This window comes from Kitasatospora sp. NPDC091335, assembly GCF_044757205.1.
Taxonomy (GTDB): Bacteria; Actinomycetota; Actinomycetes; order Streptomycetales; family Streptomycetaceae; genus Kitasatospora.
Map to the genome: position 1 here is coordinate 835,822 of NZ_JBIVUM010000001.1, position 12,595 is coordinate 848,416.

The window sequence follows — 12,595 nt, forward strand, 5'->3', positions numbered from 1 at the left end:
GAGAGAACCGTGAGACGGGGCTGTGAGCCGGGTGTGATCTGCCGGGTGTCACACGGACGGCGGCATGGTGATCTGCTTGCCCAGCCATTCCAGCGCCGGGGGGATCTCCCTGGTCCAGGTGTGGAAGTTGTGGCCGGCGGTGTCCAGGGTGATGGTGGACATCCTGGTGGGGGCCTTGAAGGCGGCGACCATGGCCTTGGTCTCGTCGTAGTTGTTCTCGTCGTGCGCGGTGGTCAGCAGCAGCGAGACGGGGGCCGCCGGCTGGTTCTTCAGTCGCCACAGCAGGTCGTTCTCCTGCTTCAGCCGGGCGTTGCCGCCGAACAGGTCGCCGGTGGTCACGTCCTGCGCCGCGCTGTAGTAGCCGGAGAGGGCGACCGCCGCGCGGTAGGAGTCGGGCTTGCGCAGCGCGAACTTGAGCGCGCAGTAGCCGCCGGTGGAGTTGCCGATCACCGCGCGGTTGGCCGGGTCGGTGCCGATCCGGTAGGTGGTGGCGAGGGCCTTGGGCAGGTCGCTGGTGAAGAAGGTCTCCACCTGGGGGCCGTTCGGCACGTCCACGCACTCGGTGTCCCGGTCGTTGACCAGGGTGGGGCGGGTCATCACCAGGATGGTCGGCGGCAGCTTCTTCTGCTCGATCGCGTCCAGCGTGGACGCCGGGTACTGCATCAGCGAGATCAGCTTCTCCGGGGTGCCCGGGTAGCCGGTGAGCACCAGGGCCATCGGGAAGCGCTGCCTGGCGTAGTCCGGCTGGAAGTACTGCGGCGGCAGGTAGACGTACGCCTCGGTGGTCAGGCCGCTGCCGGCTCCTTTGACGTCGACCTTCTGGATCAGGCCGGAGCGCTCCGGGTCGGAGCCCTGGGAGGAGTAGAACTTCTGCTCGCCGGTGACGGACACCCCGGAGGCGTTGGGCTGGTGGTCGACCACCGTGCCGAGCCCGCCGCTGGTGCCGAGCAGGTCGGTCCAGGAGCTGTAGAAGCCGAAGTAGCTGTTGGCGATCAGGCCCATCGCGGCGAGCACCGAGAGCTGGGTGGCCAGGAAGGCGCCGATCCGGCCCAGCCAGGACTTCCAGCCCTTCCCGCCGAACCGCGGCCAGAGCCACATGGTGGCGGCGAAGACGGCGATCGCGAGGACCGAGGTGATGATCTGGAGGGGGAGTCCGGTGAGACTGAGCACGGGCCTGATCGTAGTTGACCTTCGGGGGCGCTCCTGAGGGCCCCTGGGGGGTGACCGCCGGGTATCGGGTTGACGGTGCCGTCCGTGCTCGGGACCATGTGACGCCGCGTGTGTGCGCGGTGGGCGCGCAGTCCGCATTCCGGGGGTGGGGCATGAGGTTCACGGGGTCCGACGGGTTCGTCGGGAAGGCCGGTCTGGCCGTCGGTTCGGCGCTGGTGCTGGCGGCCTGTTCCGGTGGCGGGGGCGGCGGTTCGGCGGGCGGCTCGTCCGTGCCGGGGACGCCGGTCTCGGTGCGGACGTCCGCGACGCCGAGCCCGACGCCGACGCCCACCCGGGCGCCGTACGGCCCGGTGCTCAGCGCGAACGTCGACCCGGTCACCACCGCGCTCGCCCAGGTGGCGGGCGCCAAGAGCCTGACCGATCTGGACACCGTGCTCGGCGGCATCGCGACCAGCGCGCAGGGCGCCGCCAAGGCGCTGGGCAAGGCGGACGAGCCGCCCGCGGTCTCGGCGGCGCAGACCGAGCTGGTGGCGGCGCTGACCTCGCTCGCCGCCGACGCGGGCAAGGTCCGCAGCGGCATCAAGTTCCACGAGGTCTGCGCGCTGAGCTCGGCCGAGGCCGAACTGGGCGCCTCCCAGGGGCTGTCGGCGGTGTCGGCGGCCCTCACCAAGATGACCACGGCCGGCTACCAGACCACCTTCGCCGCCCCGCAGCTGCCCCAGCAGCAGAACCGCTCGCTGGACAACGGCAGCATGGTCCGCAAGGGGAAGCTGCGCGGCGAGGGCGTGTTCAAGGTCGACAACGGTGGCAAGGCGGACGCGGTGGTGTCGCTCGCGCTGAACGGCAAGGCGGTGCACTCGGTGTTCGTCGCCAAGGGGCAGAAGGCCGATGTCGAGGGCGTGGAGGACGGGACGTACGAGGTCTTCGTCTCCGGGGGCGCGGACTGGGACTCCGAGGCCAAGGGCTTCACCAAGGACTGCCACTTCACCAAGTTCGAGGACACCTTCGCGTTCGAGACCGGCAGGACGGCGACCTCCTGGGAGATCACCCTCCAGCCGGTGGCCGACGGGAACGCCAAGACCAACGACGTGGACCCGAACACCTTCCCGCAGCCGTAGCGTCCGGCGGCCCCGTGGGCGGGTTCCACAGGCGGTCCCGCGGGCGGGCACGGCCGGCACCGCGGAGTGCCACCGCGCCCGCCCGTAACGGGCATACCGGGACAGGTGGTTGCCGCCGGACGGCACGGCGGCCGACCGGTGGTGGCGAGTTCGGTCACAATGGTTGACCCCTTTGAAGTGGTCATGGCACTTTCGTGCGGCGCGGGCGTCGACGACCAGTCGTACACCCCGCGATCCCCCACAAGGAGAGCCATGTTCAAGAGACTTGTCGCGGTGGCCGGTACGAGTGCCGTCGTCGCGGGCGGGCTGGCCTTCGCCGCCGCTCCCGCGCAGGCCGTCCAGGCGGCGGACCTGAACGCCACCATCGCCCTGAGCAACTGCTCGGCCTCGCTGGTCCGTTACCCCGCCTCGGTGGCCGGGGACCGGGCGCTGATGCTCACCAACGGGCACTGCCTGCCGACCATGCCCCCGGCCGGCCAGGTCATCCAGAACGCCAGTGCCAGCCGCAGCGGCACCCTGCTGAACGGCGCGGGCACCGGCCTGGGCACCGTCCAGGCCGACAAGCTGCTCTACGCCACCATGACCGGCACCGACGTCGCGCTCTACCAGCTCACCGACACCTACGGGTCGATCAGTTCCAAGTACGGCGTCACCGCGCTGACCATCAGCGACACCCACCCGGCCGACGGCGCGGCGATGTACATACCCTCGTCGTACTGGAAGCAGGTCTGGAACTGCTCCGTCAACGGCTTCGTGCCGACCCTGCGCGAGGACGAGTGGACCTGGCACGACTCGCTGCGCTACAGCTCCGGCTGCAACACCACGCACGGCACCTCCGGCTCGCCGATCGTCGACTCCGCCAGCGGGCGGATCGTCGGCATCAACAACACCGGCAACGACGACGGCGCCATGTGCACCCTCAACAACCCGTGCGAGGTGGCCGCCGACGGCACCACCAAGGCCTACAAGGGCCAGAGTTACGGTGAGGAGACGTACTGGTTCACCACCTGCCTGAACTCCAGCCGGGCGATCGACCTCAACGTGTCCGGCTGCCTGCTGACCAAGCCGGCCGGCAGCGGCACCGTCTCGGTGACCAACCCGGGCAACCAGTCCACCGCCGTCGGCGGCGCGGTCAACCTCCAGATCAACGCGTCCGGTGGCACCGCCCCGCTGTCCTACACGGCCACCGGGCTGCCCGCCGGGCTGTCGATCAACTCCTCCACCGGCGTCATCGCCGGCACCGTCTCCGCCGCGGGCAGCTCCAACGTCACCGTCACCGTGACGGACGCCGCGGGCAAGTCGGCCTCCACCACGTTCGCCTGGGCCGTCTCGACCGGTGGCGGCGGCTGCACGCCGGCGCAGCTGCTGGGCAACGCGGGCTTCGAGTCGGGCACGGCCTCGCCGTGGACGACTTCCAGCGGTGTGGTGGACAACAGCACCTCGCAGGCGGCGCACGGTGGTTCGTGGAAGGCGTGGCTGAACGGCTACGGTTCCACGCACTCGGACTCGCTGTCGCAGACGGTGAGCATCCCGGCGGGCTGCACGGCGACGCTGAGCTTCTGGCTGCACATCGACACCGCGGAGTCGGGCAGCACGGCGTACGACAAGCTGGCCGTGACGGTGAACGGCACCGCGCTGAAGACGTACTCCAACGTGGACGCCGCGGCCGGCTACCAGCAGCGGACCTTCGACCTGTCGGCCTACGCGGGCCAGACGGTCACCCTGAAGTTCGCCGGGACCGAGGACGCCTCGCTCCAGACCAGCTTCGTGATCGACGACACCTCCATCCAGACCGGCTGAGCCGGTGATGCCGCACCAACACCCGTATGTCGTACGGGTGTTGGTGCGGTGCCCGTGGGCCGGTCGTATGCTGGCCGGATGATCAAGCCCCTTGAACTGGTGATATTCGACTGCGACGGCGTCCTGGTGGACAGCGAGGTGATCGCCGTCCGGGTGCTGGTGCGGCTGGGCGAGGAGTACGGCTGGCCGCTGACCGAGGCGGAGGCGGTCGAGCGGTTCGTCGGGCGCTCCGAGGCGGCCTGCCAGGCGCTGGTGGCCGAGCGGCTCGGCGAGGAGACCGCCACGGTGTGGGACCGGCGCTTCCGTGAACTGCACGCCGAGGCCGTGGACGCCGGGCTGACCCCGGTGGACGGCCTGCCCGAGGCGCTGGCCGCGATCACCCTGCCCACCTGCGTGGCCTCCAGCGGCACCCACGAGAAGATGCGCCACACCCTGGGCCGCACCGGCCTCCACGACCGCTTCGCCGGACGGATCTTCAGCGCCACCGAGGTCGGCCGCGGCAAGCCCGCGCCGGACCTCTTCCTGCACGCCGCGCGCTCGATGGGCGTCGACCCGGCCGCCTGCGTGGTGGTCGAGGACAGCCGGCCCGGCGTCGAGGCCGCCCGCGCCGCCGGGATGCGCTCGCTCGGCTACGCGGGCGGGATCACCCCGGCGGAACGGCTGGCCGGGCCGGGCACCGTGGTCTTCGACGACATGCGGGAGCTGCCCGGGCTGATCGCCGCGGGCGCGACCGCCCGGGGGTAGCGGCCCCGCAATTCGTTTGCCGGGGCCGGTCCGCCGGTGGCAGGGTCGGGCTCCATGGCCTCCTCCCGCAAGCTGCACCCCGACGAGCTGGACATCGACGAGGCGCTGGTGCGCCGGATGGTCGCCGAGCACTTCCCGCAGTGGGCCGGGCTGCCGGTCGCGCCGGTGGAGCCGACCGGGACCAGCAACGCGATGTACCGGCTCGGCACGGAGCTGGTGGTGCGCGTCCCGCGCATCCCGGGGGTGGTCGAGGAGATCGCCAAGGAGGACCGCTGGCTGCGCAGCCTGGCCCCGCGGCTGCCGGTCCCGGTGCCGGTCCCGCTGGCCGTGGGCGGGCCGGTCGACGGCTGCCCCTGGCCGTGGTCGGTGCTGCGCTGGCTGGACGGCACCACCCCGGTCACCGGGCGGATCGCCGAGCCCGGGCTGCTGGCCGGGGACCTGGCGGGCTTCGTGACCGCCCTGCGCGGGATCGACCCGGCCGGCGCCCCCGCCGCCTACCGCAGCGAGTCGCTGGCGGACCGCGACGCCCGGACCAGGAAGGCGATCGCGGCCGTGCCGGACCTGGTCGACGCCCCCGCCGCGACCGCCGCCTGGGAGCACGCCCTGGCCGCCCCCGCGCCCACCGGCCCGCCGGTGTGGCTGCACGGCGACCTCCAGCCGGGCAACCTCCTGGTGTCCCCGGACGGCCGCCTCGGCGCCGTCATCGACTTCGGCTGCTCGGGCCTCGGCGAGCCGGCCGTCGATCTGATCCCCGCCTGGTACGTCCTGCCCGCCGCCGCCCGCGAGGCCTTCAGGGAGGCCGCCGCCCCCGACGCCGCCGCCTGGGACCGCGCCCGCGGCTGGGCCCTGTCCATCGCGCTGCTGGAGGTGGCCTACTACCGGGACAGCGACCCGAGGATGACCGCGATCGCCCGCCAGGTGATCGCCGAGGTCCTGGCCGAGCACGCGTAGCGGGCCGGGCCACTCGATCACGGGCACGCTCCGCCGGCCGGTCAACCGACTACCGGCCCGGCCCGGAGCCGCGAGTGTCGTCGCATGCGAACCGACCGGCTGGTGGCCGTCCTCCTCCTGCTGCAACGGCGCCAGCAGGTCACAGCGGCGGAGGTCGCCCAGGAACTGGAGGTCTCCGAGCGCACCGCCCGCCGCGACCTCGACGCCCTGGCCATGGCCGGGGTGCCCGTGTACTCCGTGCAGGGCCGAGGCGGCGGCTGGCGCCTCGTGGGCGGCGCCCGCACCGACCTGTCCGGGCTGACCGCGAGCGAGGCCCGCGCCCTGTTCCTGGTCGCCGGACCGGCCTCGGCCGCGACGCCGACCGTGAAAGCGGCTCTGCGCAAGCTCGTCCACGCCCTGCCGGAGCCCTTCCGGGTGCAGGCCGAGGCAGCGGCGGGGGCGTTGGTCACGGACCCGCGCCGATGGGGGTCGGACCGGATCGAGCACCGGCCGCCCCGCTTCCTCGACGAACTCCAGGACGCGGTGATCCGCGGCGTCCGGGTGCGGCTCGGCTATGTCGACCGCAACGGCGCCGAAACCGAGAGAACCCACCCGCTGGGCATCGTCGCCAAAGGCCCGTCGTGGTACCTCGTCTCCGGCACCGAGGCCGGTCGGCGGACCTTCCGGATCGACCGCGTGTCGGCCGCCGATCCGACCGGCGATCCCGTGCACCGACCCGAGGACTTCGACCTCGCCGAGAGCTGGCGCGAGATCGCCGACGAGGTCGACCGCAGGCGAACGCCCCTGGAGATCCAGGCGGTGTGCACGCCCCACGGGATAGGCATCCTCCGGATGGCGCTCGGAGCCCGGCTCGACGTGGGAGGTGCCACGACCGACGGCCGCATCGAGGTCGTGATCCGCGGCCACAACGAGTACCTGCTCGCCGGCGAACTCTCCGGGCTGGTCGAATGGCTGGAGGTGACCGGCCCTCCGGGTGTCCGGGACCACCTGGCCTCGATCGGCAACGCGTTCGTCGAACGATACGGCTGACCGCGCACCGGCAGACGCCCGGTCACGACGTCGGCGGGTCCGCCGGCCTGGCTCGCTGCGGGTGGATCGTCTCGTGCCGGACCAGCATCGCCACGCACTCGGCGATCTTCCGGGTGCGCGTCTCGGCCCGCTTGACGGCATTGACCCGGTTGATGAGGGCGAAGCGGTTGGTCCTGGTGAGCACCTCGAACATCGCCTGCGCCGCTGGGTCTGCGGCGATCGCTGCCAGCAGGTCGGCCGGCACCTCCGCTTCCGACGGCGGCGCATAGGCGGCCGTCCACCGCCCGTCGGCCTTCGCGGCGTCCACCGCGGCGCGGCCGGCGGGCAGCATCAGGCCGGCCGCCTCCAACCGGGCCACGTTGGCGACGTTGCGTCGGGACCAGACGCTGCGGGGCCGGCGCGGGGTGAACCGCCTCCAGGAGCTCTCCTCGTCGCGTTTGCGGGCCTGCCCGTCGATCCAGCCGAAGCACAGTCCCTCGTCGACCGCCTGCTGCCAGGTCAGCGTGGTGACGGAGCCGCCCTTCCTGGTCAGGGCGAGCCACACGCCAGGAGAGGCGGTGTGGTTGTCCAGCAGCCACGCGCGCAGCGCCGCGCGGTCAGCCACGATCAACTCATCCAGTTCGGTTCCGGTCACCACCGCAGGCTAGTACCGCAACCGCACTCGCTGGAGCGCCGCCTCCCGGGTACGGGGACGAGCGGCCTCGACCTGCCGCTCGGCGGTCCCGGGCGTGGCTGCCAAGAGCTGTTGCGGTTGCCGTACCGACCGGGACAGTGGTGACAGTGCCGGGCGGGCTCGTGTGCGAGCACGCGAGCCCGCCCCAGGCCAAAGCTCCGGCGGCCTGGGGCACCGGTCACCCCGCCGCCCGCGCAGGAAGTCGGGCCGGCCGACTTCCTGCGCGGAACGGGGGAATCTCCCGGTCCTTCGTGCCGTGCGGGAGCCGGAAACGGGTGAGAACCGGCGGGCCCGCCCACACTCACTGTTTCCGTTGTCCCGTCGCCGCTTCGGCTGGGCCGAAGCGGCGACGGAATTTGCCCGCAGCACCTTTCTGCGTGGGAAGTCGGCCCCATCGACTTCCTGCGCAGACGGTGGACGGGCTGCTGCAAGGCCGCACACGGAACCGACCCTCATCATCGGTGGCGGTCACCGCGGGAACGGCCACCGCTGCCCTCGGGGTGACCTGCGTGGGAAGTCGGCGGGTCCGACTTCTGGCGCTGGGTGGTGGTTTGGGTGCGGCAGTGGGTGAGGGCGTAGGTGATGCGGGGGTCGGGGTTGGGGGTGGTGGCGAGGAGTTCGCCGGCGGTGGTGAGGGTGGTCCAGTACCGGGCGGGGTTGCCGGTGCGGGGGAGGGGGTGGGTGGTGGTGAGGGAGAGGTAGGCGGTGGTGAGGTTGCCGGTGGTGAACCAGCGATTGAGGCCGTGGTGGTGGCCGGGGCGGAGGCTGCCGTGGGCCTCGATGGCGGTGAGGAGGAGTTCGACGATGGCGAGTTCGGTGGGGGTGAGGGACTTGGGGACGTCGAAGACGCCGAGGGCTTCGAGGACTTCGCCGGTGTCGGCTTCGGTGCCGGGGCGGGGGTTGGTGAGGAGGGCGTCGTGGCATTCGGTGAGGCGGCGGGTGGTTTCGGCGAGGGGGATGGTGAGGGCGAGGCAGACCGCGCGGGCGGAGGGCAGCGGCTTGCCGGAGCGCTTGGCGAGGAGGGCGTAGGTGGCGGCGGGGGTGTGGCCGCGGGTGAGGGCGTGGCGGGCGACGGTGGTGAGGTTCATCGGGGGGCTTTCAGGCGGTGGCGGGGGCGATGATGGCCCAGACGAACTTGCCGATGCCGCAGGGGCGGGAGGTGCAGCCCCAGCGCTCGGCGAGTTCGTCGACGAGGCGGAGCCCGCGCCCGTGCTCGTCGTCGGGGGTGGGGGTTCGGAGGGCGGGGAGGGCGGTGTCGGCGTCGTGGACTTCGAGGCGCAGGAGGGAGTCGGCGAGGTCGAAGCGGATCTCGATGCGCCGGTCGTCGGGCGTGTCGGAGTGCTGGACGGCGTTGGCGAAGAGCTCGCTCAGGAGGAGTTCGGCGGTGTCGCGATAGTCCTCCCCGGAGGGCAGGCCGGAGAGGTAGGCCCGGAGCAAGTAGCGGGCGAGGGGCGCGGATTCGGCTCGCGAATCGAGACGCGCGACGAACATGCGGGGGCCGCGGAAAGTGAGCATGGGGGAGCACCTTGAAGGCGAAAGGAGAGGGGGCCGGCCGCACCACTGCTGGTGATCGACCGATGACGAACAGTCAACAGACTTGCCCTGTGGTCGGCTATGGTCGAGGCGAGCCAGGACGTTGAAACCCTTGAAACCCATCCGCAAGGGGGAACTGTCGTGCGAACCGACCGTGCACCGAACCTCAAGCTAGCCTCGCTCATGACCGAAGCCGCCTGGGGGAACGGCGAGTTGGCACGGGCCGTCAACCGGACCGGCACCGAGACCGGGCAGCGGCTCAAGTACGACGCCTCGGCGGTCTCCCACTGGCTCGGCGGCACCTCGCCCTCCACGAGGGCCCTGCCGGTGGTCCTGGAGACGCTGGCGCGGAGGCTCAGGCGGCCGATCAGCGCCTTCGAGGCCGGATTCCGTGAGATGCCTACCGCCGCCGACCAGTCGACGGATACCGTGTCAGGGCTGATCGACCTGGGGAGTCTCGACATGGACCCATCCCGGCGCGGAGTCCTCACGGCAGGCCTGTATTCGGTGGCCCTCACCATTCCGGGCTGGCCCGATCTGATGGGCCGCTTCGAGAGACTGCGAACCGACCCGCATCTGCGGATCGGCATGGCGGAGGTTCAGGCGGTCGCAGCGATGACCGGGCGGATCAGCGAGCTGGACGATCAGTTCGGCGGCCGGATGGCGCGCCCGATGGCTGCCTCGTTCCTGGTCAACACGATCGTCCCGTACCTGCGGGCGGACGCCGGCGAGGAAGTCCACAAGGCGATGCTGTCAGCCGCCGCCGACCACTGCTACCTGACCGGCTACATGGCCGTGGACGAACGCCACGATGCGCTGGCCCAGCGGTACTACCTGAAGGCCCTGGAACTGGCCGGGCACGCGGGTGACCACCTCACGTACTGCACCACCCTGCGCGGCATGAGCGTCCAGGCCATCGACCTCGGCCACGGCAGCACCGCCCTGCGGCTCGCGGACGCAGCCTCGTCCGCCTCCCCGCAGGCAGGCCCCCGCATGAGAGCCTTCCTCGCCGGCCAACAGGCCCATGCCCTCGCCCAGACCGGGGACAAGACCGGAGCCCTCGCCATGCTGCGCGCGACCGAAGTCGCCATGGAGCAGGCCGAGTCCAAGACCAAGGCTCACGGCTCCTACGACCCCGCCACGCTGTCGTACCACATCGCCCAGGTCAACTACGAGTTCGGCGACCGCAATGGTGCGATCCGCGCGCTCCAGCACTCCGCGAAGATCAGACCCGCGGTCTATCGCCGGGCCCGCGTGCGCCACCGCTCGATGCTCGCCGAATGGCAGCTCGAAGCCGGTCGGCTGGAGGAGGCCGTCCAGAACTGGCACCTGGCCCTGGACGACTACCCGGCGATCCAGTCCGGCCGGGCCGACGACCGCTTCCGCTCGATGATCGCCGCGACCCGGCCGCACCGCCGCAACCCCCACGTGCGCGGACTCCTCGAACGCGCCCGCCCCATGGCGGGCGGACGGCGGTTCGCGAGCGCCCCGGGCTCCGCCTCATCCGGGAGGCCGTGACATGACCGGCGATGAACCGGGCGTGCCCGTGCAGCAGGCCGCGCTCGCTCTCCTTGGTGAGGACTGCTCGGGGGTCTGGATCAGCCACTACGAGTTCTTCAGCAGCAGCCGGGAGAACACGTACACCGGACTGCATCACGTCGTGCTGTCCCAGAGCGGGAACCGGATCACCGGCCGGTCCCTCCCCGGCGCGTCGTCCAATCCTGATTCACCGCTGTCGTTCGACCTGACCGTCGACCGGAACGTCGTGACGGGCTCGTGGGTGGAGCAGACCGCGCAGGCCGGCTACTACCAGGGGGCCAGGTACCACGGCGCTCTTCAGCTGCTGGTCGATCCCACCGGGCGCCGCATGACCGGCAAGTGGGTCGGCTTCGGCAAGGAGTTCGAGGTCAACACCGGGCCCTGGGAGCTGCGCCTGTTGGACAGGTCCACGGCTGACGATGTCCTGAGCCGCTACAGTCTGCCGCCGGAGGCGTAGCGCCTCACCACACTCCGCCGTGTACGTCCATTCGATCAAGGCACTCATGCTCACTCGGCGCGGCCTGGCCGACGCGGACCCCCGTACAGCCCGTGCCCTGGCCTTACGAGCCTTAACCCTGCTTGATGGTGACGGTCTTTCACGACAGTCCCGTCGAGAGTTGGAGTTGCGCACTACGGGTCTTCGGGTAGGCGGCTACAGCGACAACCGATCCAGCAGCGAAGGGCAGCCATGACGGACGACAAGCAGGCGAGGGGCACCGCGAGCTACCTGTTCGAAGCGGGCATGCTCAAGCGGGCGAAGCGCCAGGGCTGGTGGATCGCCGGCGTCAAGGATCCCGAGTCGGTCGCGGAGCACTCGTTCCGGACGGGCATCATCGGTGCGGTGCTCGCGATGATGGAGGGTGCCGACCCGGCCAAGGTCGCCCTGCTGTGCCTCTTCCATGACACCCAGGAGACCCGGGTCGGCGACATCCCGCACATCAGCCGGCGCTACCTCACCGCCGCGTCGAACGAGCGGGTGACCGCCGACCAGGTCAGCGCCGCTCACCCGGCCGTCGTTGCCGGACTCCAGGCCCTGGTGGAGGAGTACGAGAACGCCGCGAACTTGGAAGTCACCGTCGCCCACGACGCGGACAAGCTGGAGTGCCTGATCCAGGCCGTGGAGTACCGCGAGCAGGGCTACCAGAACGTCCAGCCGTGGATTGACAGCAGTCTCGGCAGTCTCAAGACCGAGTCGGCCCACGCCCTCGCCGAGGCCGCGCTGACCATGACGTCCCTGGAGTGGCAGGAGGTCTATCTTGCGTGACGCTGCCGACATCCGCTGGTTCCGCTCGTGACCGATGATCAGGCATCGGCCCTGCGTCAGCAGATTTCGGTGCTTGACAGCGCTGCCTGACGAATCGTCAACGCATGTCGTCCGACGGGCGGATCTTCCGCGAAGCGGTGGATCGCCGGTGTGTCGAAGCACTGCCCGGGCGAGCCGAAAGCAGGCTATGTCGCCGACCGGACCGATCTGCCGTCCTGGCAGCAGGAGACCGATGCGGACATCTTCGACGCGATCGAGCGCGCCCGTCCTTGAGTTGAGTAGCGTGCTCCGCTCCGCGCCCCTGCTGGTGGCGGGGGCATGGAACTCGCTCTCCGATCTCGACTTCTGCGGCGAGCAGTCGCCGGACGGGTTGTCGCACGCTGCGTTGTTCACCGGCTCTTGCGGAACGGGCCGGGCTCGTGTGTTCGCACACGAGCCCGGTCGGAACGGGGGTTTCGGCGGCCCCGGCCACTACTGGCCGGGGCCGCCGGGCGCGGTGATGTGCGTGAGAAGTCGGCGGGGCCGACTTTCCATGCAGGGGGTGGGGCGCACTTCATTCGAGGTTCTGGGCTTCACGCTCGAACGGTTCACACTCTTCGTAGTCGATGTGCTACTTTCCGCATCGTCAACAGAACACAGGAGACCCCGGCGGTGCTGGAACACCCCGGGGTCGGGCACCAGGAGTACAGCCTCCAGATGCGGATTCATCGTAGCGCGCAGACGCGCGCGTTCACCGTCCTTCCGAACGGCCTGTTGCAGGACCGTCGGCTCTCC

General features: G+C 71.1%; 12 protein-coding genes and 1 pseudogene. 9 read left to right on the plus strand and 4 right to left on the minus strand.

All coding sequences use genetic code 11. From position 1 onward, the window contains the following. Nucleotides 1–48: 48 nt before the first annotated feature. Nucleotides 49–1,170 (minus strand): alpha/beta hydrolase, encoded by a 1,122-nt coding sequence (locus ACIQOW_RS03905; RefSeq protein ID WP_401079453.1) that lies wholly within the window; start codon nucleotides 1,168–1,170, stop codon nucleotides 49–51. A 152-nt stretch (nucleotides 1,171–1,322) separates the two neighbouring features. On the opposite strand from ACIQOW_RS03905, the gene ACIQOW_RS03910 reads away from it, so the two are divergent. The 5 genes from ACIQOW_RS03910 to ACIQOW_RS03930 all read left to right on the plus strand — a co-directional run bounded on the left by ACIQOW_RS03910 (nucleotide 1,323) and on the right by ACIQOW_RS03930 (nucleotide 6,812). Then, on the plus strand, nucleotides 1,323–2,288 hold the full coding sequence (locus ACIQOW_RS03910; protein WP_401079455.1) for a hypothetical protein: 966 nt from the start codon (nucleotides 1,323–1,325) through the stop codon (nucleotides 2,286–2,288). Between the two features lie 252 nt (nucleotides 2,289–2,540). Then, complete coding sequence (locus tag ACIQOW_RS03915) at nucleotides 2,541–4,088, plus strand: putative Ig domain-containing protein (protein WP_401079457.1); 1,548 nt, start codon at nucleotides 2,541–2,543, stop codon at nucleotides 4,086–4,088. A gap of 78 nt (nucleotides 4,089–4,166) precedes the next feature. After that, nucleotides 4,167–4,832 (plus strand): HAD family hydrolase, encoded by a 666-nt coding sequence (locus ACIQOW_RS03920; protein WP_401079459.1) that lies wholly within the window; start codon nucleotides 4,167–4,169, stop codon nucleotides 4,830–4,832. A gap of 54 nt (nucleotides 4,833–4,886) precedes the next feature. After that, nucleotides 4,887–5,783, plus strand: a complete 897-nt coding sequence (locus tag ACIQOW_RS03925; protein WP_401079461.1) for an aminoglycoside phosphotransferase family protein — start codon at nucleotides 4,887–4,889, stop codon at nucleotides 5,781–5,783. Between the two features lie 84 nt (nucleotides 5,784–5,867). Further along, complete coding sequence (locus tag ACIQOW_RS03930) at nucleotides 5,868–6,812, plus strand: helix-turn-helix transcriptional regulator (protein ID WP_401079463.1); 945 nt, start codon at nucleotides 5,868–5,870, stop codon at nucleotides 6,810–6,812. A 22-nt stretch (nucleotides 6,813–6,834) separates the two neighbouring features. On the opposite strand, the gene ACIQOW_RS03935 is transcribed toward ACIQOW_RS03930, so the two are convergent. From ACIQOW_RS03935 to ACIQOW_RS03945, 3 genes are all read right to left on the minus strand, one after another. Next, nucleotides 6,835–7,449 (minus strand): YdeI family protein, encoded by a 615-nt coding sequence (locus ACIQOW_RS03935; protein ID WP_401079465.1) that lies wholly within the window; start codon nucleotides 7,447–7,449, stop codon nucleotides 6,835–6,837. A 491-nt stretch (nucleotides 7,450–7,940) separates the two neighbouring features. Next, nucleotides 7,941–8,573 (minus strand): hypothetical protein, encoded by a 633-nt coding sequence (locus tag ACIQOW_RS03940; protein WP_401079467.1) that lies wholly within the window; start codon nucleotides 8,571–8,573, stop codon nucleotides 7,941–7,943. Between the two features lie 10 nt (nucleotides 8,574–8,583). After that, entirely contained in the window at nucleotides 8,584–9,000 is a 417-nt protein-coding gene (locus ACIQOW_RS03945; RefSeq protein WP_401079469.1) for an ATP-binding protein, read from the minus strand. Nucleotides 9,001–9,201: 201 nt separating this feature from the next. Here ACIQOW_RS03945 and ACIQOW_RS03950 point away from each other — a divergent pair, with 201 nt between their 5' ends. The 4 genes and pseudogenes from ACIQOW_RS03950 (at nucleotide 9,202) to ACIQOW_RS03965 (ending at nucleotide 12,094) form a co-directional block, all read left to right on the plus strand. After that, nucleotides 9,202–10,536 carry a tetratricopeptide repeat protein gene (locus ACIQOW_RS03950; protein ID WP_401079471.1) on the plus strand — a complete coding sequence of 445 codons (1,335 nt, stop codon included), beginning with the start codon at nucleotides 9,202–9,204 and terminating at the stop codon, nucleotides 10,534–10,536. Then, nucleotides 10,526–11,014, plus strand: a pseudogene (locus ACIQOW_RS03955) (XRE family transcriptional regulator); the annotation flags it as partial. The gene ACIQOW_RS03950 and the pseudogene ACIQOW_RS03955, both read left to right, overlap by 11 nt. Before the next feature lie 231 nt (nucleotides 11,015–11,245). Next, on the plus strand, nucleotides 11,246–11,821 hold the full coding sequence (locus tag ACIQOW_RS03960) for an HD family hydrolase (protein ID WP_401079473.1): 576 nt from the start codon (nucleotides 11,246–11,248) through the stop codon (nucleotides 11,819–11,821). Between the two features lie 150 nt (nucleotides 11,822–11,971). Further along, nucleotides 11,972–12,094, plus strand: a complete 123-nt coding sequence (locus ACIQOW_RS03965; protein WP_262987037.1) for a hypothetical protein — start codon at nucleotides 11,972–11,974, stop codon at nucleotides 12,092–12,094. Nucleotides 12,095–12,595 lie beyond the last annotated feature (501 nt).